Genomic DNA, 26,987 nt, shown 5'->3' with positions numbered 1-26,987 from the left:
AATGTCTGCAAAGAGCAACTTTATTTCGAAAATTCAATTCTGGCGGCATAAATATGTTCCACAGAAAAACTTTGTGCTTATTATTAGTTTTGTTGTTGGGTTGCTTGCCGGTATAGTTACATTGGCTCTAAAAAATATTACGTTCACTATTGAGAAACTCCTCGAAAAGGGAATTATTTTTAGCAATTATCACTTGTATTTTATTCTTCCTGTGGTAGGGCTTTCGTTAGTATATCTGCTAAAAAAATACGTCTTTAAAAAAGAACTAAAACCCTCGATACCTTCTTTTATAAAACGCTCTATTCCTTCCCTATTATATTCTTTATTGCGACAAAAAGGATTGCTTTCGTACCGATTAATTTATCATCCTCTAGTTATGGCACCCCTAACCGTTGGGTTTGGTGGTTCGGTAGGGTTATTAGGGCCCGCAATAACTTCAGGATCTGCGTTAAGCTCTAATTTAGGAAGCTGGCTTCGTGTCGACAAAAAAACGAGAACTTTGCTCATTGCCTGTGCCACAGCTGGAGCTATGGCTTCCATGTTTAAATCTCCCATTGCCGCAGTAGTTTTTGCCGTTGAAGTCTTTAGCCTAGATCTTACATTTGCTTCATTATTACCTCTGCTCATTGCCTCCATATCTTCTGTACTAACCTCTTATTTTTTTCTTGGAGACGAAGTGCTTTTTAACGTCGCAGTAACCGATAAGTTTACATTAAACGACACGTTATTCTATATCGTGCTCGGAATTGGAACAGCGATTGCTTCCATTTATTTTACAAAGATGTATTTTGGCATTTACGCTTTCTTTGATCGTTTCAAAAGCAGGTTTATAAAATTACTTATTGGTGGATTCGCAATTGGAGCTATGTTGTATTTTATTCCGCCGCTGTATGGGGAAGGACTTAGTTTCATAAATAATTTATTAGAGGGAAATCACATGCTCGCATTAGGAACAACTCCTTTCGATGCATATAAAGACAACATTTGGATAGTAATTTTACTGCTCATGGGGATTACCATTTTTAAGGCTGTAGCAATGACCACAACTTTCGCTGCTGGAGGTGTGGGAGGAGTTATTATTCCTACTATGGTTATGGGAAGTGCACTTGGAAATGTCGTTGCTAAAGTAATTAATAATATCGGACTAGGATTCGAAGTTTCTGAAGCTAATTTCACCCTCATCGGGATGGCAGGACTTATTGCTGGAGTAATCCACGCACCCCTTACCGCAATCTTTTTAATTGCTGAAATTACCGGCGGGTATGAACTCTTTGTTCCCCTAATGATCACCGTTGCTATTTCCTTTTTAATTACTAAAAACACCCAAGAGTATAATATTTATACCCAAGAATTAGCCAAAAGAGGAGACTTACTTACTTATAACAAAGATAGAAATGCGCTTCTTCTAATGAATCTTGATCGCCTCATTGAAAAGAATTTTATAACCATCACCCCAGAAACCAAACTAGGTACGATATTAACAGATGCAGTTGCGAAATCGAATCGAAATATTTATCCCGTTGTAGATGAAGAAAATACATTCTTAGGTATTATTTTACTAAATGACCTTAGAAAAATAATGTTCGACCAAAAATTATACGACAAAGTAATTGCTCGAGACCTAATGGAAAACGCTCCAGCAATGATCTTTTACAAAGAAGACTCGATGGAAACTATTATGAATAAATTTGAAGCTACCAGTGCATGGAATCTTCCGGTTATTTATGAAAATAAGTATTACGGATTTGTATCAAAGTCTAAACTACTTACCGCTTATCGTAAAAAACTTATTGATTTTTCAGAAAAATGATGAAATATATTTACACCTTATTATTACTCGGTGCCATTGCAGGCGTCTCTTATGGATTTTATGTAAGACCCGAAGACCCCAAGCTCGGTGAGTTCCTTATTGGTATTTCAATAGCAATTACATTTTTCATAACGATGCCATTGTTTATTTACAAAAGATGGAAAAATCGGAATGTAAAAGACTATATGTTAACGAAAGAGAATATTGAAAAGATGAGAGATTACACTAAGGAAAACAAATTGTAACCCAAATGGGATAGGAAAAATTATATATTTTTAACATATCGCTCGAGATTTATGCTACATTTGTGATAATTATTAATTTATTTTTTATTACCATGGAAGGAACAGTAAAGTTTTTTAACGAATCTAAAGGTTTTGGTTTTATCACAAACGATGATACTGGAAAAGACATTTTTGTACACGTAACCGGTCTTAATGGGGAAGCCCTTAACGAAGGTGACAAAGTAGAATATGTTGAAGAAGAAGGAAGAAAAGGAATGGTTGCTGCGCAAGTTCGCGTACTCCACGACTAAGCGATATACTGTATAAGATTTACAACCCTCTTAAGCATACTGCGAAAGAGGGTTTTTTTATTAATTCAAATTTCGTTTCTCAACAAAAAATCGTTTGAGAAGTGTAGAGCATTCTTCAGAAAGAACTCCACCACTCAACTTAGTTTTTGGGTGCAACTTTGTATTCATCTCGATACAACCCCTTTGTTCATCTCTAGCTCCATACACAACACGATTAATCTGGCTCCAAAACAATGCTCCTGCACACATTTGGCAAGGCTCGATAGTGACATACAATGTGCATTTGTGCAAATACTTTCCTCCAAGATAATTCGCGGCAGCCGTTATAGCTTGCATCTCCGCATGAGCAGTCACATCGTTTAATGTTTCGGTTAAATTATGAGCTCTTGCAATGACCTTGTTGTCTATCGCAACCACAGCTCCAATCGGAATTTCATCCTTTTCATAAGCAGCTTCAGCTTCCTGTAAGGCGCGTTTCATAAAATAAGTATCGTCGTAAGGATCTATCATTATGTATTGAGTATTGAGTATTGAGTATTGAGTATTGAGTATTGAGTATTGAGTATTGAGTATTGAGTAAAATTAAAAAAAATGAATATGGAACTTTCTTTATTTATCCATAAAGTTTTAAACTCCTAAATAAGTACCATTTCAAAATGTATCTTTGTTTTGTGAAAACAGACGTACTTGATACTATTAATGATCCCGCAGATGTTCGGAAACTGGAGTCTCATGAATTGCTTCAATTAGCGGAAGAACTTCGGGCGTTCATTATTCATATGGTCTCTATAAAAGCAGGTCACTTGGGGGCAAGTCTCGGCGTTGTCGAACTAACTATTGCGCTTCACTATGTATTTCAAACTCCTGAAGATCTTTTGGTTTGGGATGTGGGACATCAAGCATACGGACATAAAATTTTAACGGGAAGAAAAGACACTTTTCACACCAACCGACAGTCGGGTGGCATTAGCGGGTTTCCCAAACGCGCTGAAAGCATTTACGACACATTTGGCACTGGACATAGCAGCACTGCAATTTCTGCTGTTTTAGGAATGGCAATCGCAGCAAATCTATCTGGAAATAAAAAACGACAACATATTGCAGTTGTTGGGGATGCTTCAATTGCCAGTGGTATGGCATTCGAAGCGTTAAATCATGCAGGTGTTACCAACACAAACATTCTGGTGATCTTAAATGATAATGCCATAGGAATCGACCCAAGTGTAGGAGCTTTAAAAGATTATTTTACCAAAGTTACTCTTGACGGCGCACCCGAAACCGAAACTGTTTTCGAGGCCTTAAATTTTAATTACTCTGGCCCTGTAGACGGTCATGATCTTACTAAATTAATTTCAGAGTTGAAACGGCTTCAGTCCATTGAGGGACCAAAAATTCTTCATGTAATCACTAAAAAAGGCAAAGGGCTACGGCAAGCAGAAGAAAATCAGATTACCTATCATGCACCAGGTAAATTTGATGGTAAAACTGGAGATCTCTATCCAGAAGACTCACAATCTCTTTCTCCTAAATTTCAAGATGTTTTCGGAAAAACACTTGTCGCGTTAGCTTCAGAAAATAAAAAAATTATTGGGATTACTCCCGCAATGCCAACCGGAAGCTCTTTAAAATATATGATGGAAGCCTTCCCAGAACGCGCTTTCGATGTGGGAATTGCAGAACAACATGCGGTTACTTTAGCAGCAGGATTGGCTACACAAGGTCTTCAAGTATTTTGTACGATTTATTCTACCTTTTTGCAACGTGCCTACGACCAATTAATTCACGATGTATGTCTTCAAAAATTGCCTGTAATCTTTTGCATCGACCGGGCAGGATTGGTGGGAGAAGACGGCGCGACGCATCATGGCATTTTCGATATCGCATTTCTTAGATGTATTCCCAATTTAATTATTTGTGCCCCATCTAACGAAATAGAATTACGCAACATACTTTATACAGCGCAATTAAAGCTTGACTTACCCATTGCTATAAGATATCCTCGTGGAAGAGGAAGTATTTTAGATTGGGAAAAACCTTTTTCGAAGATTAAAATAGGTCAAGGAATACCGTTGAAAGAAGGGACAGCAATTGCAATATTATCTATAGGAGCTATTTTAGATAATGTAAAGGTTGCTATAAATTTAATATCTGAAAAAGATTCGATTGGATGCTATGACATGCGATTTATTAAACCTTTGGATGAGCGTTTGCTTCACAAAATATTTAATCACTATAACGTAATTATTACCGTTGAAGATGGAGTTATTAAAGGTGGCTTCGGAAGTGCTATTGTCGAATTTGCTGCCACATACCACTATAAGAACACCATAAAAATATTGGGTATTCCAGACACCTTTCCCGAACATGGAAGCATTAAAGAATTACAAAAGGAAACAGGGATTTCTTCGGAAGCAATTCGCGCTACTTTACAAACTTTTTTATAAAAAAAAGAGACCGTAGCGAACTACGATCTCTGTATCAATATACTTAATTAACGCTACTGTTTAATTAACTATTAGTTTTGATGTTTGAGAATATGTTTCTCCATCTAATTGAAGGATATACACTCCAGTTTTTAAATTCTGCGGTTCAATTGTAACAGTTCCTGAAAGAATCATTTGATCTTCATAAACTTTTCTTCCGTTAATATCGAATATTGAGATTGTTGTTTCTCCAGCATCTACTGCCGCTCTAATATTAACCTGTCCGTTTGTAGGGTTTGGATAAATCATAAAGTTATTCGCTTGTGATCTGTCTTCTACAGAAAGGGTACAGTTTGGACCTGAAGGCACATCAAAAGAAATTGTTTGATCTGCTCTACTGTTAGAACTTCCTTGGTCTGCTCCAACACCTACTCCTCTTCTCGCAAATACTTCCCAGATAAGGCATCGGTTATCACCATTGTTTGCCATTTCATCTGCTAAAAGAATTGCGTCTCTTCCGTCTACGAATCCAGGGCTACATCCTTGTAACTTTAAGCCATCGATCACTAATTGCATAGCGATGTTATTACCTCCTGTTCCGTTTAACAGGTCATCATCGTATCCATATTCATCTATGAATGCCCAAGTAAGATCCCATAGCATCGTTGCCCACAAATATCCTGTTGCATGCGGAGAAGGATCGTTCACCAGACTTGCAAGATCTTCGTAGGTAGAACCATTAATCGACATATCTGTACTGTATTGTGTTGGACGTATACCAATACCATCAACAGCTTGATTTACCACGTAGGTTCCAATACCTCTTGGATCTGCCCCTTGGTCTCCATCCTCAATAGTTATCATTAAACCAAACCAATCGCTCCAACCTTCACCCATCTGCTCTTGATTCTGTAAACATCCTGGGTTAAATCTTCCTCCAGTAAGTCTAGAAGAGATTCCATGACCGTATTCGTGTGCAATAATTCCATTATCTAAAGAACCATCTTTTTGATAAGGAGGTACTTCCATTAGAGATGCTTCAATATCGTCTCCTGCCATAAGAGCTAAAATAAGTGCCTCACCATCCGCTTGAGTAACCATAATCGATGGAATAGTTACACCTGCTCCGTTGGCTCCAGGTCCCATGACAATTGGAGTATCTGCCACATTGTTAACTACAATTACAGCGATGGCACCCGCATTCTCTGCTGCTAGTACTTTAAAACCAAATTCACATTCACCTCTTCTAAGTACTGCAATATTTCCATTTAATTCTGCAGCATTTATTACTGGGTCACATGCATCATTTGGATCTGTAGAAACTCCAGAATCATCATCCTCTAACAATGCTAATGTTCCTGTTAAGGGATTAGAAGCAGGAGGTAAAACAGTTCCAAAAGTAGCTGGTGTTCCAAAATAATCTCCCGCTAAAGGTCCATTATTAATTGTTAATGCATCACCTCCCACTGGGGTTGCAGGTGCGTTCCATAAAAACATTTGCATTCTCCCGTTGACTCCATCGGGTACTAACGAGAAATTTGCATTATTTAGTGCGAGACCATCTTGTGCTTCTGCATTAACAGAATCACTTCCATTACCTCCATTGCCATATACATTTTCTTGAAAATTTCCACTGGCTTCATCAAAGCCGTAGTTGTACCATATATCGTGCATTTGATTATTCATATAGAATAAGTTCACGATAGCTGCATCTAAATTATTAATAGGATGTCCATCTGCATTTTGAGAGATGTCAAAATCAAGATCTGCTCCTCCATCAGGAGACGATCCTGGTGAATTGTTATTTCCTATATCGTCATATGCATATACATTGTTACCACGAGTAATTGTAAAATCTGCTCCATCAGCGCCATCAATATCATGCCATCCGAAAGGAGAAGCATCAGGATTTGCTGGCTCTGTTACCAACCCTTGTGCTCCATGGTTTGGACTTTCAGCTGGTAACGGAAAAACACGGTATTGAGATCCATCAACTAATGGGGTTGCAACTTCGCTTGAAGTTTGGTATAATACACTTGAAACTTCTGAAGCTACACTAGACGCATGTGAGTGATTAGCCTCACCAAAGCTACAGTTAAGAACCAAATCTTGATTGTCAAGCATCGTTCCTGTTACGGCATCGATTTTTACATTATAATAGTGACTGGCATCTAAAGTATAAATTGCCACGTGCCAAGCTAAACGCATGCTATTATCATCCATCTTTAGATAGCCTAACTGCACAGGGATAGTTTCTAAAGAAATTCCTGCTTTCGAAAATTCAAAAGAGTGTGTATCTTTTGTTTCGATAAGCTCTAAATTTACTGGAGAAGAAATTCCAAGTAATGAAGCTGCTTTTTGAATGGCACCTTCAGCAGTAAGAACTGGATTGGTTGTATTTACTAAGTTCGAAACGTTTTTAGCAAACACCACATTTGCTGTAACTACACTACCTTCTTTTACAGCAAAAGAAGAACTTGTATTAAAAACATCAATTCCTTGATAGCGCTGAGTAACATACACATTTTCTAACTGCATGCTTTTAGAGAAACTCTGAGAGGTAATCGTAAAATCTGTAATGTCGTCATTTTGTAAACCGGCTTCTGCCTGATTACTGTTTAAATAGTTGCTTATTGCTCCATTGTAATCTTGCCCAACGGCAATACCTACAACAAAAAAACAAGCTAAGTAAAGTACTTTTTTCATAGTGTGAGTTTAAATTAATATGCTTCTATATTGAAAATGATAGAAACGCCATTAATGTTGTTAATGGCTAGATTGCTAAAATATCGATAATTAGTCTTTAATACTAAATTTTTATTGTTAAATGGTATTATAGAAATTAAAGATCACCCTTTAACTTTTGATATAACTGAAGTGCATTACCGTCGGTAAGCCGCGAAATATAATGACAACAATTCATTACATAGGTATAAACAGAAGTATCCTCTTCCATAGAAACATCAAGAGCTTTTACTATGAGCCTATCGAAATGCCGCTCTTTACCATTGTAATAATTTTCGCATGCGGTAGTAAGAGCATCCAATAACACAGAAAGAATTTGATATCCCGCGATTTCTTTTTCGACCACTTCTTTACTTTGGTATACCTTTTCTACACTAACTTTAATAATATCATCTATTTGAGCCTTATAGTTACTTTTATCTAATAAGGCTTCAGAAAAGGAACCCTTTAAAATTGATTCTTCATGAGCTATAAAAATTGCCGCTGCTTCTTCAATTAAAGTGCTAATTGCTAATGAACGTAAATACGCCAACCTGTCGGAAGCTTTGGTAAGTTTTTTATAGGTCTCGGTACGAATTCTATCTTTTACAAGATTGATTAAGAATTCTAAAGCGGTGTCTTCAGAAATAAGTCCGAGATTAATACCGTCTTCAAAATCTATAATTGTATAACAAATATCGTCGGCTGCTTCTACTAAGAAAGCCAATGGATGACGGCAGTAGCTTATATCGTTTTTCGCTCCTCTTTTAAATAATCCTAAGGTGTTAGCCACTTCAGTAAAAGCTTTTAAATCGGTTTGAAATACTCCATATTTTTTATCGGAAATATCTTTGGTGGGTTTCTTTGGGAGAGATTCTTTTGGATATTTCATAAAAGCTCCCAACGTTGCATAAGTAAGTCGAAGGCCTCCTTCAACCCCATTTTTAGATTCGGTAACTATTCTAAATCCATTTGCATTTCCTTCAAAATCGACTAGATCTTGGTATTCTTTAGAGGAGAGTTGCGTTTTAAAACGTTTTCCGTTTCCGGTGGTAAAATAATCTCCTATTGCTTTTTCACCACTATGACCAAATGGAGGGTTCCCAATATCATGCGCTAACGATGCAGCCGCTACAATAGCTCCAAAATCATTAAATCGATACCCATGAACCATTTTTAATTGTGGGTGTTTTTCTAAAATTGATTTACCTACCATGCGCCCTAACGATCTTCCTACTACCGAAACTTCTAAGCTATGCGTAAGTCGCGTATGCACAAAAGATGTTTTTGAAAGAGGAATTACTTGGGTTTTATCTTGAAGGCTTCTAAAGGCTGAAGAAAAGATAATTCGATCGTAATCTACCTCAAAGCCTAAACGGGTTTCGTCTTCTTCAATTCGCAATCGTTTGTTTTGTATTCCTTGTTTCTGTAATGAAAGCAGCTGTTCCCATTGCATCATAGCACGTAATATTTTTAATGCAAGATACTACTTTCAGAAATGATCTGCCATATCATCAAGCAATGTTAAGGACTTAACATTTAGGTAAAGTTACAATGATGAACTGGTAATTTGCAGTTAACACCCACTTTACACTATGTATGCATCTTTGCGCCAAGAAATTAATTAAAAAAACCAAATTCAAATGAAAAAATTCTTTTTAAACGTACTAGTCGTTTCTACAGTACTATTCGCAGTAGGTTGTGATAGCGACGACAATGGGATTATCCCTGTTGATGATGATCCAGGTGTGGCAGACGCCATTCTATCTGGTCAGATAAATGAAAATATGACATTAACGAACGATGTAATTTGGGAATTAGACGGACGTGTAACCGTAACTGACGGTGTAACATTAACGATTGAGCCTGGAACTATAATTAAAGGACAGCAAGGTCAAGAGGCAAATGCAGCTGTTTTAATTATTGCTCGCGGTGGTAAAATTGAAGCTAATGGAACTGCTAACGAGCCTATTATTTTTACTTCAGTTGTGGACAATATAGCGCTTGGACAAACTGCAGGTAGCAACTTAACTGAAAATGATCGTGGTCTTTGGGGTGGTCTTATTGTATTAGGAAGAGCGCAAGCTTCATTATCTGGGGATGCTACTGAAAATCAGATCGAAGGAATCCCTGCAAGTGATAACAATGGATTGTACGGAGGAAATAACAATGCTGATGATTCAGGAACATTAAATTATATCTCAATTCGTCACGGAGGAACTCTTATTGGAGAAGGAAACGAGATTAATGGTCTTACACTAGGCGCAGTTGGAACAGGAACATCAATTTCAAATATTGAAGTAGTTGGAAATGTTGATGATGGTATCGAGTGGTTTGGAGGTTCTGTGAATGCTTCTAACCTTTTAGTATGGGCACAAGGTGATGATGGTCTTGACATTGATGAAGCTTTTTCTGGTACTGTGACGAATGCAGCTGTAGTTTTAGGAGATATTTCAGATCACGGTTTAGAAATTGACGGTCCTGCTGGATCTTTAGAAGGTAGTTTTACATTAAACGGTATTTCATTATTTGGAAACACAGTTACTGAAAATGGAGAGTACGCTGATTTAAGAGATAATGCTATGGGAACTTTAAGCAACGTTTATGTAGAAGGTTTTAAAGCATCTTCAGATGTAGAATTAGATAACAATGAGGTTTCTCAAAACTTCCTAGACGGTAAAATTATCTTTGAAAATTGGATTCTTAACGGAGCAGACAATACCATTTTTACTGAAAAAGTAGCATGTATTGAAAACTGTGATGATGATAATGATGACAATGATGTAAATGAAGATAAGATAATTTTAAACCCAGACTTTCCAACAAGAGCTCTTAACTGGACAACTACAGGTACTAGTGGTGGTGCAAACATGAGCGTTTTCTCTTGGACATACGCAAGCTCAAAAGGAGCGCTTTAAAAAACATTTTTATTAAATTTTGATCTCATATTATTAGTCAACTTGCCCGTTTTTTATAACGGGCAAGTTTATAAAGTTAAGTTATGAAAAACATCCTATTAGTAGTATTCCTTTTTTTAGTGCATATCACCTTTGGACAAACTGGAACCGTTGCAGGAAAAATAAATGACGGAGAGTATAATGACGTACTTCCATTTGCTAATATAATTGTAAAAAACACACAAACAGGAACTACTTCAGATTTTGAAGGTAAATACACATTAGAGTTAGATGCGGGAACCTATACGTTAGTCTTTTCATTTGTTGGATATCAAACGAAAGAAATCACCGATGTGGTTATTAATGAAAATACAACTACGAATCTTGAAGTAACATTAATGGCAAGTGCTGGTCAACTCGACGAGATAGTAATTACTACCACCGCACGAAGAAACACCGAATCTGCTGTACTTAGCCTACAAAAGAATTCTATTAATTTAATGGATGGTCTTTCATTAGAAACCATAAAAGCTACAGGAGCAAGTAACGTAGCAAGTGCTGTTACAAATGTTCCTGGAGTTTCTATTCAAGGTGGAAAATTTGTCTATGTAAGAGGGTTAGGAGACAGATATACTAAATCGATTCTAAACGGCATGGATGTTCCTGGTCTAGATCCCGATAGAAATACACTACAGCTTGACATATTTCCAAGTCAAATACTGGAAAATGTACTGGTTGTAAAATCAGCAACTGCAGATCAACCAGCCGATTTTACTGGGGGTGTGGTAGATATTGTAACAAAAGATATTCCTAGTCGCGAAGAATATAGTTTTTCAATTGGTGCTAGTTATAACTCAGATTTTCACTTCAACAATAATTACTTAACATCAGAATCTAGCTCGACAGATTTTCTTGGGTTTGATGATGGCTTAAGAAGTGATCCGCTTGCAGAAGGTCAAGTAGTACCCTTGCCGCAACAAAATGAAGAAGTAGCTCAAGCAATTACCCAACGTTTTGAACCAAGATTAGCTGCACAAAGAGATAATAGTTTAATGGATTTAAAATTTTCTGCTACTGCCGGAAATCAATACGATGTTGGTGATAATAAACTTGGATACCTAGCGTCACTGTCTTACCAAAACGAAACTACATATTATGATAACTACATAAATGGTCAAATTTACCGAAAGGTAGAATCAGACCCATCTCTTTTTGATCTCCGAGCAGACATCACACAGAATGGAGAAGTAGGAGTAAATAATGTACTTATTAGTGGTTTGGCTGGATTGTCATTTAAAACTGAAAAATCTAAATATCGATTTAATGTACTTCATGTACAAAATGGTGAATCTCAAGCATCTATTTTTAGACAAAGCAATTTTATTATTAGTAGCAATAGTATAAAAAAAGATAATTTAATTTATACAGAAAGAGCTATAACCAATGGGTTGTTAAGTGGTAAGCATTCCCTTGGAGAAGATAACGAATGGGAAATAGAGTGGAAATTATCACCATCGTTAGCGCGTATCGATGATAAAGATTTTAGAGTGACTCCTTTTAGAGTTTCTACTAATCCAGATACTGGTGAAGAAGTTTTTACTATCGAACCTAGTGAATCTGGTATTCCTTCCCGATTTTATAGAAATTTAGAAGAAATTAGTTTGGCTGGTAAGCTAGCTCTTGAAAAAAAGCATTCTTTATTTGGTTTTGATGCTAAAACAAAATTTGGAGGAGCATATACTTATAAACAAAGAGATTTTGAGGTTACAAAATATTCTGTGGCTCTCCTCAACTTTCCATCGGCTTCATTAGGGGGAGATCCAAATCAAATTCTTTCTGATGAGAATATTTATGATCCTGCTACGAATAGTGGTTTCTATATTAGAGAAGACTCTAACGATTCCGATTCATTTGATTCTGAAATAACAGTTGCGGCGGGATATGCTTCAGAAGAATTTAAAATCACTAATTGGTTCAATGCCATATTAGGAGTACGTTTTGAAAAATTTGATCTAACATACACAGGAGAACGACAAGATGGTTCTGCTTTTAACAATGCAACCATCCTCGACAAATCTGACTTTTTCCCTTCAGCGAATTTAATCTTCAATCTTAATGAAGAAGGAGATACAAAAATACGCACCTCTTATGCAAGAACTACTGCAAGACCTTCATTTAAAGAAGCTTCTTTAGCAGAAATTTTCGATCCTATAAGCAGTACAACGTTTATTGGTAATATCAATTTACAGCCTAGTTACATTAACAACTTTGACCTAAGATTCGAAAAATATGGAGAAAGTAGTGATTTCTTTGCTTTAAGTGGTTTTTATAAAACCTTTAATGATCCAATAGAACTTTCCTTTATTCGAAGAGCATACGGACAGTACACACCATTAAACCTTGGAGATGCTAATGTATTTGGTGGTGAAATTGAAGTTCGTAAAAACTTAGGATTTATTCAAGGACTTCAAAATCTATCATTCAATGTTAACTTTTCTTTAATTGAATCTCAACAAGAGTATAGTGACGATGAAAGACAAGGAAGACTAGACAACTTACGAGAAGGTGAAATGTTAGAGGATACCCGTCAACTCCAAGGACAATCACCCTATCTAATTAATATTGGATTTAATTATAACGATAATGATTCTGGATGGCAAGGTGGCCTATTCTATAATACTCAGGGAAAAACCTTAGAGATCGTAGGAGCGGCAGATGTTGCTGATGTTTTCACATTACCTTTTCATAATGTAAAACTTAACCTGTCTAAAGTTTTAGGAGAAAAGAAAAACACTACTTTGTCTCTTAAGTTCGATAACTTGTTGGATGATGACATTGAAAGTGTATATCAATCTTTTGGTGCACAGGATGAAATTTATTCAAAATGGAACCCAGGGCAAGAAATCAGCCTTAGCTATTCAATACGTTTTTAGCACTAACGTAGTATATCGTTAATAACTGCAAGATTATAATTTTTGTCTCAAATTATTTTTTTGTCTCAATAAAAAGAGCCTCGCAATTGCAAGGCTCTTTTTTAATTATATATACAGGAAATCAAACACTTAGGGTCTATTAGTTACCATACGAGTATCTGTTACTTCCCACGTGCGCACTTCCGCAATTTTAGAATTATTGTAAGTCACTTCTTTTTTAATATCTCCTTGATAAAATGTCCAAGTTCCTACTTTTTGACCGTTATCATACTGAGCTATTGCTTTTCTATTACCGTTGGTATCGTAGCTTACCCACTCTCCTTGTAATTTATTGTCTTTCGTGTAAAAACCGGTTTGAGCGACCATTCCATTATCATGAAATAATGTTGCTGCGATCAAATCACCTTGCATTATAAAGGTGTCTTTCTTCAACTCTTGAGCCATTACGGTACTAAAAGAAAACGCAATAACTAATAAACAAACTAAATTTTTCATAACAAGGCACTTTTAATTATTATCTCTAACAAATATAAAACATATTTTACTTTAAAGCAACATATAGGTAACATTAAGTTAACATTAGAATATTCAACACCTGTTTTTCAACGGTTTACATTTTGTCTAAACACTTATTCAAGCTAAATTCTTAATAATTTTTTAATAATCTAATCATATGAAATACGTTTTTGAGCTCTTTCTTTGTGTATTGTCATCAGACAATTTTACAAGAGTTAAATCGATTTAGTTTTTGTCGACTAGATTTTAACATTTCTTGTATTGGCTACCTTTTCGGGTAGCCATTTTTTTTAAACCAATTTAAACTTAACGATTAGGAAACATAAAATTAATTTTTTAGTAAGTTCTTTGCAGTGACAAAAACTAAAATCGATACTGATGAAATATTGCCATCTGGCGTTATTTATAACGTTGGTTTCCTTCGTGCAAACACACGCTCAGGATACAACCGAAACTAAATTTGGAAAAGGGCTAATTAACCTTGTTGCCAAAGACAGTTCTTGGAGTGTTAAATTTGCACCTCGAATTCAATTTAGAGCAGTATCCAACTGGGATTACAATGGAACTTCCTATAATAAACCAGAGCATAATTTTTTAATTAGAAGGGCTCGATTAAAATTTGGAGGATTTGCTTATTCTCCAAAGCTAACCTACAAAATAGAATTAGGACTTTCAAATAGAGATGTGTCTGGAGCAAGTGCATTTAACCGAAACACCCCCAGAATTATTCTTGACGCCGTTTTAAAATGGAATTTTTACGAAAATTTTGAACTATGGGTTGGACAAACCAAACTCCCAGGAAATGTAGAACGTGTGGTGTCTTCAGCAAACCTTCAGTTAATCGATCGCTCTTTACTTAACAGCCGCTTTAATATTGACCGTGATGTTGGGTTCCAACTTAGACATTACGATTACCTTTCAGAAACATTTATTATTCGAGAAAAAATTGCAGTATCTCAAGGAGAAGGAAGAAATGTAACTGAAGGTAATCTAGGCGGACACCAATACACCGGAAGAATTGAAGTTTTGCCCTTTGGAAACTTTGAAGGAAACGATGAGTACACTCAAAGCGATTTAAAAAGACAATCTACACCTAAACTAATGTTGGGCATCACTTACGATTACAACAATAATGCAGTTAAAACGAGAAGTAATCTAGGGTCTTACATGGAAACCGATAATGGTTTTTTTGAAACAGATATTTATACATTATTTGTTGATGCCATGTTTAAATATAAAGGTTTTTCTTTTATGGGGGAATATGCTAACCGAAAGGCAAAAGATCCAATAGCTCTAAATAGTGATGGCTCTCCTACTGGAGACGTTGTTGAAGAAGGAAGTGCTATTAACCTTCAAGCAGGTTATCTATTAAGAAGCAATTATGAAGTAGCAGCAAGATTTACTACGTTAGATTTTGATGCCTTAACAATGAAAGAAGCTCAAAATCAATATACAGTGGGGGTGTCAAAATATCTTGTCGGACACAAGCTCAAAGTACAAAGCGATTTTAGTTACAATACAGTTGAAAATAAAAAAGATGAACTGGCTTTTAGAATGGGGTTCGAGCTCCATTTTTAAACCTTATTAACATAACAATTTGGTAACAAACTTTATATAAATAATTGGGACTTTTGTGCCACTTTAAAGTAAACAAGAAACATGGAAAACATTTATCTATTAATGCTCGTTGCTCTCGCCGTTCTTGCGGTAGCAGATTTGGTTGTTGGTGTAAGTAACGATGCTGTAAATTTTTTAAATTCTGCAATAGGATCGAAGGCAATTTCTTTTAAAAGCATTATGATTATTGCCAGCTTAGGGATATTTATTGGTGCCGTTTTTTCTAGTGGTATGATGGAAGTTGCCCGTAAAGGCATATTTGTTCCAGGACAATTTTATTTTGAAGAAATCATGATCATCTTTATGGCAGTAATGATTACCGATATTCTTCTATTAGATTTCTTTAACACCCTCGGAATGCCCACCTCGACTACGGTATCTATCGTATTTGAACTTCTTGGTGCCGCAGTAGTAATGTCTTTAATTAAAATTGGAGCAAGCAGTACTGAAACTTGGGCAGATTTAGGAAGTTATATTAATACAGACAAAGCAACCGAAATTATTACAGGAATCTTGCTGTCTGTGGTCATTGCATTTACTGTTGGTGCTGTTGTACAATGGCTCTCAAGGATGATCTTTACATTTCACTACGAAAATAAAATCAAAAATTTCGGAGCTATTTTTGGAGGAATTGCACTTTCTGCCATCGGTTATTTTATTTTTCTGAAAGGATTAAAAGGAACCCCTTGGTATGGTGATCTTCAAGAACTTATTGAAGGGCAAACTACGCTCCTTATTCTAGGAAGCTTTGTTTTCTGGACTGTGTTTTCGTACCTGTTCATGAAAATTTTTAAGAAGAGCATTCTTATTGTAGTTATTGCTATTGGAACTTTCGGACTCGCCCTTGCATTTTCAGGGAACGATCTGGTAAATTTCATTGGAGTACCTATGGCAGCATACCACTCATACGAAGCATGGGCGGCCTCAGGCGAAGCGGCAAGTTCATTTTCAATGAATATTTTAGAATCTAAAGTTCCCGCAGAACCTTTCTTATTGTTCATTGCTGGTGGAATTATGGTACTCACACTTTGGTTTTCTAAAAAAGCTCGAACAGTAGCAGACACCGAAATTGGACTTTCTCGACAAGGTGAAGGACACGAAAAATTTCAACCTAACATGCTTTCACGCATTGTTGTAAAGGGTACTACTGCCGTATCTCAAGGAATTAACATGATACTTCCAAAAACCACCGCAGATAAAATATCATCGCGTTTTGAAAAACCAGTAATAAATCTACATAAACACAAAACATACGAACTTCCAGCATTCGATATGATTCGTGCTTCAATCAATTTAATGGTTGCTGGAGTATTAATATCTATAGCAACCTCTATGAAGTTGCCTCTTTCCACAACCTATGTTACATTTATGGTAGCCATGGGTACTTCACTCGCAGACCGTGCTTGGGGAAGAGAAAGTGCTGTATACCGTGTTGCCGGAGTATTAAATGTAATTGGAGGATGGTTCTTTACAGCCTTCTCTGCTTTTGTAGCTGCTGGTACACTAGCCTATATTATCTATTTAGGAAAAGGAACCGCCATCGCAATCCTTCTTTTATTAGCCATCGGACTTCTTGTAAGAAACTATCTTTCTCATAAGAAAAAAGGAGTTGAAAAGCTAAATAAAACGGGACTTAAGAAAACAGAAAGTCGTACTGTTCAAGGAATTATTGAAGAAAGTGCAGAAAACATTTCCAATGTAGTTACTCGTACTAATAAGATCTATTCAGATGTGCTTCGTGGATTAGCAAAACAGGACACTTCTAAACTGAAGAAAAGTAAAAAAGGAGTTAAAAAACTAAATGATGAAATAGACGAATTACGTGACAACATATTCTATTTTATTAAAGAACTGGACGAAACCAGTGTGCGTGGAAGTAACTTTTACATTATTGTTTTAGGATATCTTCAAGATATGGCTCAATCATTAGAATACATTTCGAAAACGAGCTATAAGCACATCAACAATAACCACAAGGCGCTCCGTTTTAATCAGATTAGAGATTTACAAGAAATCGATCGTTCTTTAGAAGAACTTCTGCTGAAAATTGAAACCATTTTTAACAATCGTGAGTTCGAAAAAATTGGAGCTATTTTAAATGAAAAAGAAGTCTTATTTAACTCTGTTTCTGAAAAAATTGAAAAGCAAATTGCCCGAACTAGAAATGAAGAATCCAGTCCAAAGAATACCACACTATACTTTGGTTTACTACTTGAAACTAAAGATCTGGTTACTGCAATGATGAATTTAATGGAAGAATACTATACCAGCTATAAAAAGGAATAGCATACATTTTTTAAACCTTAATTTTAGGGAACCCTTACCTCAGCAATGATGTAAGGGTTTTTTTATTCTGAAAAAGCGTTATTCTGAAAAAACCACACTACGACTGAAACCTATATTTTTATATTAATGTTATATACAATATTGGATATTGATAATGTAGTGGTTTCAACACAATGGAAAATAAAAGTATATTTAATTGGTCGCCAAATATTTGAAGGTATCATTCTTACTGAAAAATTTGCCCTGTGACGTCCTAAAAAAATTAAAATCTAAACCTATATTGTCATTAAGCAACTATTAGTAAAAAATAAAAAAATGGCTGGAGAAACAGATATCTCGGAATTAATAAAGGGAATGACTCCCAAATTAAATGTAGGGGAATATGTATTCGCTACGGTAAAAGATTTAAATACGATTAATAGAAATGATACTGTTTGTGAATTTCAAGAAATAGAAGGAACTACTATTGTTATTGAGAGAAAAAAAGCAGACCTATTAAAGTTAAGGTATGAATATATTGCCTCTTGGATCACTCTAACAATTCATTCATCTCTAGATGCAATAGGATTAACAGCTATATTTTCGACAGAATTAGCGAAAAATAATATTAGCTGTAATGTAATTGCTGGATATTACCACGACCATATTTTCGTTGATAAAAAAGATTCAGAAAAAGCAATTAACGTTTTAGAAAAATTGTCTAGAAAACACTAATAAAAAAGGAAGACTTTCGCCTTCCTTTTTTTCAATTAACACTTGTTTTTAGACTACGATCCGCACATTAGGCAATCGTCATCTTCATCACCATTTTTAGAGGCGTCCAGCATTTTTCTGAACTCCTGTGGTGACATTGGTTTGTCTGAAACAGCAGACGTCGCTGCTACAGTTGCTTCAGCAACTGCTGCTACGGGTTCTTTTTTAGCTTGCGTTTTTAAAGTGAACTTAATAGCATCTACAGCACTCTTAGTTCGCAGGTAATACATTCCAGTTTTAAGACCACTCTTCCATGCGTAAAAATGCATAGAGGTAAGTTTTGCATAATTTGCATTTTCCATAAATAAATTCAACGATTGTGACTGATCGATAAAATATCCTCTATGACGGGACATATCGATAATATCTTTCATCTTGAGTTCCCATACTGTTTTGTAAAGTTCTTTAAGATCTTGAGGAATATCAACATCTTGAACCGAACCATTGTTACGCATGATCTGTTCTTTTAGATCATCATTCCACAATCCTAATGATACAAGATCTTCTAATAAATGCTTGTTCACTACAATAAATTCACCCGAAAGTACGCGTCTTGTATAGATATTTGAAGTATACGGCTCGAACGCTTCGTTGTTTCCAAGGATTTGCGACGTTGATGCGGTTGGCATTGGCGCAACCAATAAGGAGTTACGCACTCCATGTTTCTTCACCTCCTTACGAAGTTTTCCCCAGTCCCATCGGCCACTTAATTCTTCGTCTTCTATTCCCCAAAGATTGTGTTGAAATTTTCCTTCAGATATAGGTGATCCTTTATAGGTTTGGTAAGGTCCATCAGCTTTCGCCTCTTCCATAGACGCAGTTAAAGCTGCAAAATATAGGGTTTCAAAAATTTCTTGATTTACTTTTTTAGCTTCATCACTTGTAAATGGTAAGCGCATCATAATAAATGCATCTGCCAAACCTTGAATTCCTAAACCTACCGGACGATGACGGAAATTAGAGTTTTCTGCCTCTTTCACTGGATAGTAATTCCGGTCGATTACACGGTTTAAGTTTTTAGTTACTCGTTTTGTTACTCTAAATAATTCTTTATGATCGAACTCTCCATTCTTAATGAACATTGGCAATGCAATAGATGCTAAATTACATACTGCTACCTCATCGGGGGAAGTATACTCCATGATCTCTGTACATAAGTTAGAAGATCGAATGGTTCCAAGATTCTTCTGGTTGCTCTTACGGTTCGCTGCATCTTTGTATAGCATATAAGGCGTACCGGTTTCAATCTGAGATTCCATGATTTTTTCCCAAAGCTCTCTGGCTCTAATCGTTTTTCTCCCTTTGTTTTCAGATTCGTATTTGTGGTACAATTCCTCAAATTCATCTCCGTGCACATTAAAGAGGTTTGGACACTCATTAGGGCACATTAGTGTCCAGTTAGCATCTTCTTCTACTCGTTTCATAAAGAGATCTGGAATCCACATTGCGTAAAAAAGATCGCGCGCCCGCATTTCTTCTTTTCCTGTATTCTTTTTAAGATCTAAGAAATCGAAAATATCTGCATGCCAAGGTTCAACATAAATAGCAAAAGAACCTTTACGTTTTCCGCCCCCTTGATCTACGTATCGTGCCGTGTCATTATATACACGCAACATAGGTACTACTCCGTTAGACGTTCCATTAGTCCCTGAAATATACGATCCTGTCGCACGTACATTATGTATAGATAGACCGATACCTCCAGCAGATTGTGAAATTTTTGCGGTTTGTTTTAAAGTGTCGTAAATACCATCGATACTATCATCTTGCATTGCTAACAAAAAGCAAGAAGACATTTGTGGTTTTGGTGTTCCACTATTAAATAATGTAGGTGTTGCATGGGTAAAATACTTTTTAGACATTAGCTCGTAAGTCTCCTTTACCGACGCAAGATCGTCTAAATGAATCCCTACCGATACACGCATTAACATATGCTGTGGACGTTCAGCAATTTGCCCATTAAGTTTTAGTAAGTATGAACGTTCCAATGTTTTAAATCCGAAATAATCGTATCCAAAATCGCGATTATAAATAATAGTAGAATCTAACTCTTCTGCATTATCTTGAATTATTTTATACACCTCATCACTTAACAATGGCGCATCTTTACCAGTACGTGGATTTACATACTCATACAAATCTTTCATGACCTCAGAAAACGTCTTCTTTGTATTTTTATGTAAATTCGAGACAGAAATTCGTGCTGCTAAACGTGCATAATCTGGATGAGAAGTCGTCATCGTTGCAGCTACTTCTGCTGCCAAATTATCTAATTCACTTGTAGTTACCCCATCATATAACCCCTCGATAACACGCATTGAAATTTTTACCGGATCTACCAATTCATTAAGACCATAACACAACTTTCTAACCCGTGCAGTAATCTTATCGAACATTATTGGTTCTTTCCGGCCGTCTCTTTTTATTACATTCATTTTGTTTTGTTTTTTTGAGGTATTCGTACTTTTTTGAAAAAATGTGCCTTGGTGTAATCTATAGAATACACATTATCAGCAATATATAGAAAGGTGTCGTGTGGGGTAGCGACAGGCCTTTAATTAAAAATCGGCGTCGAAACTAATCTTATTAGACTCTTTGTCTTTATTAGTTACTCCGGCTTTCTGGTATTCAGCGACACGCTTTTCAAAGAAATTAGTTTTTCCTTGAAGCGAAATCATATCCATAAAGTCGAATGGGTTTGTAGTATTGTATTCTTTCTCACATTCTAGTTCTACTAAAAGGCGGTCTGTAACAAATTCTAAGTATTGTGTCATTAATTTCGAATTCATTCCAATAAGACTTGCTGGAAGAGATTCGGTAATAAACTCACGTTCAATATCTAAAGCTTCTACGATAATCTCGCGAATTCGGTCTTTAGGCACTTTATTAATAAGGTGGTGGTTGTGTAAGTGCACTGCAAAATCACAATGTACTCCCTCATCTCTTGAAATCAATTCATTCGAAAAGGTAAGTCCTGGCATTAAGCCACGTTTTTTCAACCAAAAGATAGAACAAAAAGCACCCGAAAAGAAAATCCCTTCTACTGCCGCAAAAGCGATAAGACGCTCTGCAAAACTTGGGCTTTCGATCCATTTTAATGCCCAATCTGCTTTCTTTTTAATTGCTGGAAAATTTTCCAACGCATTAAAAAGCAGGTCTTTTTCAGTTTCATCTTTTACGTAAGTATCTATTAAAAGAGAATAGGTTTCAGAATGAATATTCTCCATCATGATTTGAAAACCATAAAAGAATTTGGCTTCACTATACTGAACTTCATTTACAAAGTTTTCAGCAAGGTTTTCATTTACAATTCCATCTGAAGCGGCAAAGAAAGCGAGGATATGCTTGATGAAATAACGCTCATCATTATTTAACTTGCCTGTCCAATCTGATAGATCTTGATGAAGATCGATCTCTTCAGCAGTCCAAAAACTTGCTTCCGATTTTTTGTACCATTCCCAAATATCGTGGTGTTCGATTGGAAAGATCACAAATCTATTTTCATTTTTCTCTAAAATTGGTTCTGCTACGCTCATAATGTCCTTTGCTTTTTTCTGAATTATTTTCCTGTTACTAGGGACTAACAAATATGACTATTTTTATGGCCAATTAAGCAAAAAACGAATCTAGGTTTTCAACAAAGTTTTCAACACGTAGAAAATAAACTGTTATTATTGTTTTGTTAAAAATCTATCTTAACACACTTTAAATCAATACCTTAAAAGCCTTTTGTTGGAGTTATAAACATTCGCTTCAATCATCGTTAAGAACTCTGAAAGCCTTCCGTTTCATAGTAGCTGCCCACACTTTTTAAGGGATTTTTAAGAAGAACTTTTTGAACAAAAAATATGATAAAAATTAATTCAATTTTAAAAACAAAAAGCAAATTTCCCATTTTGGGTTTCAAAAAAAAGAGTCCCTCCAAAAAATGCACTTACGAATATTCGAAGTAGTAGAAATCTTAACCAAGAACTAAACTAAATAGCAAACCTTCTAAATTTTCTATTGTTTTAAAAATCTCTGTTATGAAATTTATTTACAATTTTTAATTACCCTAAATTATCGATGTCAAGTTCATCAATAAGCTTCCACGTTTCTTCTAAATCCATATTGGTTCCCGTTGCTTTCAGATAAAATCGACGGTTTTTTAGAAATTCTATGATGCTATTATTGTTGTTTTTCCTGTATTCTTCAATCGCTTTCACACCTTTCTTTTCGACCGTGCGTCGGGTTTTATAGGCATCTTCTTCTTCAAATTCTTGTGAAAACAACATTCTCATGCCGGCGGTGGCTGCAGCACCCATCGTCCCAGCACCGTCAATCAATTCTATTTTGAACATCTTTGATGTATCTTCATTTGCATATGTAGCTTCGATCGAAGCAATCTGCATCATTCCCATTTGTCCTGCCTTAAAACCTGTACGCTTCATACCATCAACTTCTTTTGGCAACCACGCTTTTAGTTGAGAATTGGTAAGTGGTTCCATTTCTTTTAAATCCTCCATATCTTCTTGCATTTCATTCATCTCTTTTACTACACTAGAAGTGTTTGAAACATTTTGTTTGGTTTCTCGAATTTTTTCTGAAACAGGATTGTCTTTACAAGAAACAAAGCAAATCACAATACAAAGTAATAGTGTAACGTTTTTCATGGCTGGCGGTTTAAAAAAATACTCTTTTGAATTAATTAAAACTAATATAATGATAATCAGCAAACTAACCAACACGTTTAAAAGAAGCGTCTTTTTCTGGGATAAAATGAAAGAAAGATTCGAAGAAATGCGGCTTCTATTTAATATAGATCTGCCTTATTACCATCTTCAAAAATAAAAACTGGAAAAATAATTTTAGGAACAAAAAAACCAAGATCTCTAGAAAGTTAAAAGCTTTTGATTACACCCAAGAACGCTAAAAGAGCATTACATTTTTTCTGCAACCTTCTCTAGTTCGGTATACCAATTCTCACCAAATTTGCGGATCAGTGCTTCTTTTACAAATTTGTAAACAGGAACTTTTAGAGAAGCCCCTAAAGTACATGCGTCGTTACATATAGGCCATTTGTGATAGTTTACTGCAGCAAACTCACTGTAATCTTGAACTCGCACTGGGTATAAATGACACGAAATGGGCTTTTTAAAAGAAACAGCACCTGCATTGTAGGCGTCTTCTATACCACAACTTGCTGTTCCATTATCGGTAAAAGTAACATAAGCACATTCTTTTCCTTCTACTAACGGAGTTTCAAGCTCGTCTAGGTCTGTTTTAATATGAGTACCTTGTGCTTCTATAGCGGCAATGCCTTCGGGTCGAAGAAAGGGTTTCACTTTTGGGTAAATCTCTTTTAGAATACCTATTTCTTCTTCAGTTACTGGGGCTCCAGCCTCACCTTCAATACAGCAAGCACCTTTGCATGCACCCAAATTACACACAAATTCTTTCTCGATAAGATCTTCAGAAACGATCGTTTTTCCTAGTTGAAACATAGCGACAAAGATACACGGATTCCTTGTTTTATTCCGAAGAAAAAATGGCTTAATTTTAACCTATTTATATGATGCTACTGCTGGTTAATATTCCTACTTTTGCGCCCTTAAATTACAGGTTATGAATTTTAATTTTAAAGAGATAGCAACTGCCACAATGGTTCTCTTTGCCGTAATCGATATTATTGGAAGCATCCCAATAATTATCTCGTTACGAGAGAAATCTGGTAAAATTAAAAGTGGTCGAGCGTCTATTATAGCTGCAATAGTGCTTACAGTTTTTCTCTTTATAGGAGAAGAAATTTTAAACCTTATTGGAATTAATGTAAACGAATTTGCCGTTGCAGGTGCTTTTATTCTTTTCTTTATTGCGTTAGAAATGATTCTTGGCGTACAACTCTTTAAACAAAACGAGGAAAATTTAGACATGGCCACTGTGTTTCCTATCGCATTTCCTATTGTCGCCGGACCCGGAAGTTTAACTACCTTACTTTCATTACGTGCAGAATACGAGTTACAAAACATTATTGTAGCGATTATTGTTAATGTTATAGTCGTGTTTATCGTTCTTAAAACCTCTGGAAGACTGCAACGTTTTTTAGGAAAGAATGGAATTGCTATTATCGAAAAGATTTTTGGTGTAATTTTACTTGCAATTGCTGTAAAATTATTCACCTCGAATATCCAAGAGTTATTTAATTAACAACAATTCGTTGTCTAAATTAGTATTGTTCATTCTACATTAAAAATAGTTATGAAAACCTTTATTTATATTCTTATCGCTGCAGCCTGCGGGCTCATAATTTTTAATGCGACTCACCTTGATTTTGATCATTTATTTGAGGGAGAAAGTCGCGTTGCCGCCATTGGCGTTCTTGCAGCTGCATGTGTAGTTTTATTACTAGTGATATTGATTGTTTCTCGTAAAATTTCTGAAAAGAAAAGGTAGGTGCTCTTTACTCCTCTGGCGTTACTTGTTCGACAGGGTTTTCAAGTTGCAATACTTTCTCAAGCATAGGATCTCCTTCGTTGAGAACGAATTCGTACGCATTTGGTCCGTAAAGTTGTTGGGCAATATTTGCTTTTAATGCTTTCTTTAAAGCTTCAGAATAGGTGCTAAGATCAATCTTAGCTTCCGATAATTTAGCATACTCTATAAATTCTTCGGAAAGTGCATCGTCCACTTCGTAACTGGAGGCAAACGATTCAAAAGGAATCCCGTTAAACATCGTTCTATGATTCTCTAAGTATTCAAAAATAAAATAATTCATAAAGCCGCTTCGTGCCACATACTGAATGGTTTCATTTTCAACACTTGTGTCTTTCGGAACAAAAATATCGGGTATAATTCCACCGCCACCATATACGATTTTTCCTTTCGGAGTAACATAACGCAGTGAATCGGCAACATGAATACTATCTGCGTGCTGAAGTTCCCCGTTCTTATATCTTTTTTCGTAATCGTTATAATAAGCATCGTTCCCCTCGCCATATGGTTTCTGAATGGAACGGCCTGTAGGCGTGTAATACCGAGCAATAGTAAGTCGCACCGCACTTCCATCCCCTAAAGACATTTCTCGTTGCACCAATCCTTTTCCAAAAGAGCGTCGCCCAACGATAGTTCCTTTGTCGTTATCTTGAAGCGCTCCCGCTACAATTTCACTGGCAGAGGCAGAATTTTCATTAATAAGGACGTACAATTTTCCTTTTTCGAAATCCCCTCTACGCGTCGCATACGTCTGGGTCTCTTCTCCTGTTTTATTTCGTGTAATCAACACCAATTTATCGTCTTCCAAAAATTCATCTATAATTCGTTCTGCTGTAGAAATATAGCCGCCAGGATTGTTTCGAAGATCGAGAATTAAGGTTTTCATTCCCTCGTCTTTTAAATCCTCTAGTGCTTCTTCGAATTCGTCGTACGAACTTTCAGAAAACCGATTTAACTTAATGTACCCTATGTCGTTTGTAATTTTATACGAAGCATCTACACTCACAATTGGAACACGTTTGCGACGCACCTTAAAATCTAGTAGCTCAGGTTCTCCTTTTCTAAAGACCTTTAGATTCACTTTCGAATTAACATCTCCCTTTAAATATCTCGAAATACTATCTCGCACCAAAGAATCTCCAAACATTTGTTTTCCGTCGGCATATAAAATACGATCTCCTCCTCGAATACCCACCTTGGAAGCAGGACCTCCGGCAATGGCTCGTATTACCGAAATACTATCTTTGTACACATAAAAGCTTATTCCAATACCCGTAAAATTTCCACGCATATCATCGGCATTTTCCTCATATTGATCTACAGGAATATACACCGAATGTGGATCCAGGTTTTCTAGAATTCCATTTACTGTTACATCAACAATACTATCTGTATTTACTTGATCTACATATTCGTAATCGATGTAGTCGATCAATCGGTTTAGTTTATCTTTTTTCGAGTTGGTAGCGAAAATCTTTTCGGTAGTGTCGTTAAAATTAAGTTTAGAGCCTACAAATACACCGGCAGCCAAAGCTACCCCAATAAGTAATGGGAGGTATTTAGTAGGTATTCTCATATTATAGCTGCAAAGAAGGCATGTGCGTAATGTTAACGCCCGCTTTCTCTAAAAATTTTATTCCAGAATTATCTTTATAATCGTGATGGTATACCAAACGTTTAATTCCGGCTTGATGAATTAATTTACTGCAATCTTTACACGGCGACATCGTAATATATAAGGTAGCTCCATTACAAGATTGCGTAGACGAAGCGACCTTTAAAATTGCGTTCGCCTCGGCATGCAATACATACCACTTTGTATCTCCCTCTTCATCTTCACATACGTTTTCGAAACCAGTGGGGGTCCCATTATAGCCATCGCTAATAATCATTTTATCTTTTACAATTAAAGCGCCAACTTGTTTTCGTTTACAATAGGAGAGCTTGCTCCACTCCATCGCCATTCTAAGGTAGGCAATATCGTATTGGGTCTGCTTGTTTTTTTTCATAAAATGGTGAAGG

Annotated in this window: 20 protein-coding genes; 10 read left to right on the top strand and 10 right to left on the bottom strand. The window is 36.0% G+C overall.

All coding sequences use genetic code 11. The annotated features are described in order from the left end of the window. The first annotated feature begins 1 nt into the window (after window position 1). Together ULVI_RS06990 and ULVI_RS06980 are read left to right on the top strand one after the other, a co-directional pair. Window positions 2–1,810, top strand: a complete 1,809-nt coding sequence (locus ULVI_RS06990; RefSeq protein WP_068591075.1) for a chloride channel protein — start codon at window positions 2–4, stop codon at window positions 1,808–1,810. A gap of 337 nt (window positions 1,811–2,147) precedes the next feature. Further along, window positions 2,148–2,345 (top strand): cold-shock protein, encoded by a 198-nt coding sequence (locus ULVI_RS06980; RefSeq protein WP_068591440.1) that lies wholly within the window; start codon window positions 2,148–2,150, stop codon window positions 2,343–2,345. Between the two features lie 60 nt (window positions 2,346–2,405). On the opposite strand, the gene ULVI_RS06975 is transcribed toward ULVI_RS06980, so the two are convergent. Continuing rightward, window positions 2,406–2,855: a nucleoside deaminase gene (locus ULVI_RS06975; RefSeq protein WP_068591072.1), complete on the bottom strand. Its 450-nt coding sequence runs from the start codon at window positions 2,853–2,855 to the stop codon at window positions 2,406–2,408. 161 nt (window positions 2,856–3,016) lie between these two features. Here ULVI_RS06975 and ULVI_RS06970 point away from each other — a divergent pair, with 161 nt between their 5' ends. Beyond that, on the top strand, window positions 3,017–4,789 hold the full coding sequence (locus ULVI_RS06970) for a 1-deoxy-D-xylulose-5-phosphate synthase (protein ID WP_157632577.1): 1,773 nt from the start codon (window positions 3,017–3,019) through the stop codon (window positions 4,787–4,789). A gap of 60 nt (window positions 4,790–4,849) precedes the next feature. Here ULVI_RS06970 and ULVI_RS06965 read toward each other — a convergent pair whose 3' ends face one another. Beyond that, window positions 4,850–7,474: a T9SS-dependent M36 family metallopeptidase gene (locus ULVI_RS06965; protein WP_068591068.1), complete on the bottom strand. Its 2,625-nt coding sequence runs from the start codon at window positions 7,472–7,474 to the stop codon at window positions 4,850–4,852. Window positions 7,475–7,610: 136 nt separating this feature from the next. Next, entirely contained in the window at window positions 7,611–8,948 is a 1,338-nt protein-coding gene (locus tag ULVI_RS06960; protein WP_068591438.1) for a deoxyguanosinetriphosphate triphosphohydrolase, read from the bottom strand. Window positions 8,949–9,135: 187 nt separating this feature from the next. On the opposite strand from ULVI_RS06960, the gene ULVI_RS06955 reads away from it, so the two are divergent. Together ULVI_RS06955 and ULVI_RS06950 are read left to right on the top strand one after the other, a co-directional pair. Continuing rightward, a complete protein-coding gene (locus ULVI_RS06955) occupies window positions 9,136–10,410 on the top strand; it encodes an autotransporter outer membrane beta-barrel domain-containing protein (RefSeq protein ID WP_068591066.1) in 1,275 nt (424 codons plus the stop codon). An 83-nt stretch (window positions 10,411–10,493) separates the two neighbouring features. Continuing rightward, window positions 10,494–13,322, top strand: a complete 2,829-nt coding sequence (locus ULVI_RS06950) for a TonB-dependent receptor (protein WP_068591064.1) — start codon at window positions 10,494–10,496, stop codon at window positions 13,320–13,322. A gap of 129 nt (window positions 13,323–13,451) precedes the next feature. Here the strand turns inward: ULVI_RS06950 and ULVI_RS06945 are convergent, their stop codons facing one another. Beyond that, entirely contained in the window at window positions 13,452–13,817 is a 366-nt protein-coding gene (locus tag ULVI_RS06945; RefSeq protein ID WP_068591062.1) for a toxin-antitoxin system YwqK family antitoxin, read from the bottom strand. Window positions 13,818–14,216: 399 nt separating this feature from the next. Between ULVI_RS06945 and ULVI_RS06940 the strand changes: the two genes are divergently transcribed. The 3 genes from ULVI_RS06940 to ULVI_RS06930 all read left to right on the top strand — a co-directional run bounded on the left by ULVI_RS06940 (window position 14,217) and on the right by ULVI_RS06930 (window position 18,455). After that, the gene (locus tag ULVI_RS06940) at window positions 14,217–15,416 is read left to right on the top strand and encodes a porin (protein WP_068591060.1); all 1,200 of its coding nucleotides are present in this window, start codon (window positions 14,217–14,219) and stop codon (window positions 15,414–15,416) included. 81 nt (window positions 15,417–15,497) lie between these two features. Then, the gene (locus tag ULVI_RS06935; protein ID WP_068591058.1) at window positions 15,498–17,741 is read left to right on the top strand and encodes an inorganic phosphate transporter; all 2,244 of its coding nucleotides are present in this window, start codon (window positions 15,498–15,500) and stop codon (window positions 17,739–17,741) included. Window positions 17,742–18,056: 315 nt separating this feature from the next. Then, window positions 18,057–18,455, top strand: a complete 399-nt coding sequence (locus ULVI_RS06930) for an ACT domain-containing protein (RefSeq protein ID WP_068591056.1) — start codon at window positions 18,057–18,059, stop codon at window positions 18,453–18,455. A gap of 53 nt (window positions 18,456–18,508) precedes the next feature. Here ULVI_RS06930 and ULVI_RS06925 read toward each other — a convergent pair whose 3' ends face one another. The 4 genes from ULVI_RS06925 to ULVI_RS06905 all read right to left on the bottom strand — a co-directional run bounded on the left by ULVI_RS06925 (window position 18,509) and on the right by ULVI_RS06905 (window position 23,977). Then, on the bottom strand, window positions 18,509–20,929 hold the full coding sequence (locus ULVI_RS06925) for a ribonucleoside-diphosphate reductase subunit alpha (protein ID WP_068591055.1): 2,421 nt from the start codon (window positions 20,927–20,929) through the stop codon (window positions 18,509–18,511). Window positions 20,930–21,052: 123 nt separating this feature from the next. Continuing rightward, window positions 21,053–22,030, bottom strand: a complete 978-nt coding sequence (locus ULVI_RS06920) for a ribonucleotide-diphosphate reductase subunit beta (RefSeq protein ID WP_068591053.1) — start codon at window positions 22,028–22,030, stop codon at window positions 21,053–21,055. Window positions 22,031–22,543: 513 nt separating this feature from the next. Continuing rightward, entirely contained in the window at window positions 22,544–23,146 is a 603-nt protein-coding gene (locus tag ULVI_RS06915) for a hypothetical protein (protein WP_068591051.1), read from the bottom strand. A 267-nt stretch (window positions 23,147–23,413) separates the two neighbouring features. Then, window positions 23,414–23,977: a DUF3109 family protein gene (locus tag ULVI_RS06905; protein ID WP_068591047.1), complete on the bottom strand. Its 564-nt coding sequence runs from the start codon at window positions 23,975–23,977 to the stop codon at window positions 23,414–23,416. Between the two features lie 121 nt (window positions 23,978–24,098). Here ULVI_RS06905 and ULVI_RS06900 point away from each other — a divergent pair, with 121 nt between their 5' ends. Further along, entirely contained in the window at window positions 24,099–24,680 is a 582-nt protein-coding gene (locus tag ULVI_RS06900) for a MarC family protein (protein WP_068591045.1), read from the top strand. 51 nt (window positions 24,681–24,731) lie between these two features. Then, the gene (locus tag ULVI_RS06895; RefSeq protein ID WP_068591043.1) at window positions 24,732–24,926 is read left to right on the top strand and encodes a hypothetical protein; all 195 of its coding nucleotides are present in this window, start codon (window positions 24,732–24,734) and stop codon (window positions 24,924–24,926) included. Window positions 24,927–24,933: 7 nt separating this feature from the next. Here ULVI_RS06895 and ULVI_RS06890 read toward each other — a convergent pair whose 3' ends face one another. Both ULVI_RS06890 and ULVI_RS06885 read right to left on the bottom strand, forming a co-directional pair. Continuing rightward, window positions 24,934–26,541 (bottom strand): S41 family peptidase, encoded by a 1,608-nt coding sequence (locus ULVI_RS06890; protein WP_068591041.1) that lies wholly within the window; start codon window positions 26,539–26,541, stop codon window positions 24,934–24,936. A 1-nt stretch (window position 26,542) separates the two neighbouring features. After that, window positions 26,543–26,974 carry a deoxycytidylate deaminase gene (locus ULVI_RS06885; RefSeq protein WP_068591039.1) on the bottom strand — a complete coding sequence of 144 codons (432 nt, stop codon included), beginning with the start codon at window positions 26,972–26,974 and terminating at the stop codon, window positions 26,543–26,545. Window positions 26,975–26,987: the final 13 nt, after the last annotated feature.

The sequence above is a fragment of the Cochleicola gelatinilyticus genome, from assembly GCF_001637325.1.
GTDB classification, from domain to species: domain Bacteria; phylum Bacteroidota; class Bacteroidia; order Flavobacteriales; family Flavobacteriaceae; genus Cochleicola; species Cochleicola gelatinilyticus.
Note: the sequence above shows the minus strand (reverse complement) of the source record. Positions and strands in the feature narration are given on the sequence as shown.

Excerpts from the sequence above, each read along its gene's own strand:
- ULVI_RS06990 (WP_068591075.1), top strand. The coding sequence starts at position 2 with ATGTCTGCAAAGAGCAACTTTATTTCGAAAATTCAATTCTGGCGGCAT.
- ULVI_RS06980 (WP_068591440.1), top strand. The coding sequence starts at position 2,148 with ATGGAAGGAACAGTAAAGTTTTTTAACGAATCTAAAGGTTTTGGTTTT.
- ULVI_RS06975 (WP_068591072.1), bottom strand. The coding sequence starts at position 2,855 with ATGATAGATCCTTACGACGATACTTATTTTATGAAACGCGCCTTACAG.
- ULVI_RS06965 (WP_068591068.1), bottom strand. The coding sequence starts at position 7,474 with ATGAAAAAAGTACTTTACTTAGCTTGTTTTTTTGTTGTAGGTATTGCC.
- ULVI_RS06960 (WP_068591438.1), bottom strand. The coding sequence starts at position 8,948 with ATGCAATGGGAACAGCTGCTTTCATTACAGAAACAAGGAATACAAAAC.
- ULVI_RS06955 (WP_068591066.1), top strand. The coding sequence starts at position 9,136 with ATGAAAAAATTCTTTTTAAACGTACTAGTCGTTTCTACAGTACTATTC.
- ULVI_RS06950 (WP_068591064.1), top strand. The coding sequence starts at position 10,494 with ATGAAAAACATCCTATTAGTAGTATTCCTTTTTTTAGTGCATATCACC.
- ULVI_RS06945 (WP_068591062.1), bottom strand. The coding sequence starts at position 13,817 with ATGAAAAATTTAGTTTGTTTATTAGTTATTGCGTTTTCTTTTAGTACC.
- ULVI_RS06940 (WP_068591060.1), top strand. The coding sequence starts at position 14,217 with ATGAAATATTGCCATCTGGCGTTATTTATAACGTTGGTTTCCTTCGTG.
- ULVI_RS06935 (WP_068591058.1), top strand. The coding sequence starts at position 15,498 with ATGGAAAACATTTATCTATTAATGCTCGTTGCTCTCGCCGTTCTTGCG.
- ULVI_RS06930 (WP_068591056.1), top strand. The coding sequence starts at position 18,057 with ATGGCTGGAGAAACAGATATCTCGGAATTAATAAAGGGAATGACTCCC.
- ULVI_RS06925 (WP_068591055.1), bottom strand. The coding sequence starts at position 20,929 with ATGAATGTAATAAAAAGAGACGGCCGGAAAGAACCAATAATGTTCGAT.
- ULVI_RS06920 (WP_068591053.1), bottom strand. The coding sequence starts at position 22,030 with ATGAGCGTAGCAGAACCAATTTTAGAGAAAAATGAAAATAGATTTGTG.
- ULVI_RS06915 (WP_068591051.1), bottom strand. The coding sequence starts at position 23,146 with ATGAAAAACGTTACACTATTACTTTGTATTGTGATTTGCTTTGTTTCT.
- ULVI_RS06905 (WP_068591047.1), bottom strand. The coding sequence starts at position 23,977 with ATGTTTCAACTAGGAAAAACGATCGTTTCTGAAGATCTTATCGAGAAA.
- ULVI_RS06900 (WP_068591045.1), top strand. The coding sequence starts at position 24,099 with ATGAATTTTAATTTTAAAGAGATAGCAACTGCCACAATGGTTCTCTTT.
- ULVI_RS06895 (WP_068591043.1), top strand. The coding sequence starts at position 24,732 with ATGAAAACCTTTATTTATATTCTTATCGCTGCAGCCTGCGGGCTCATA.
- ULVI_RS06890 (WP_068591041.1), bottom strand. The coding sequence starts at position 26,541 with ATGAGAATACCTACTAAATACCTCCCATTACTTATTGGGGTAGCTTTG.
- ULVI_RS06885 (WP_068591039.1), bottom strand. The coding sequence starts at position 26,974 with ATGAAAAAAAACAAGCAGACCCAATACGATATTGCCTACCTTAGAATG.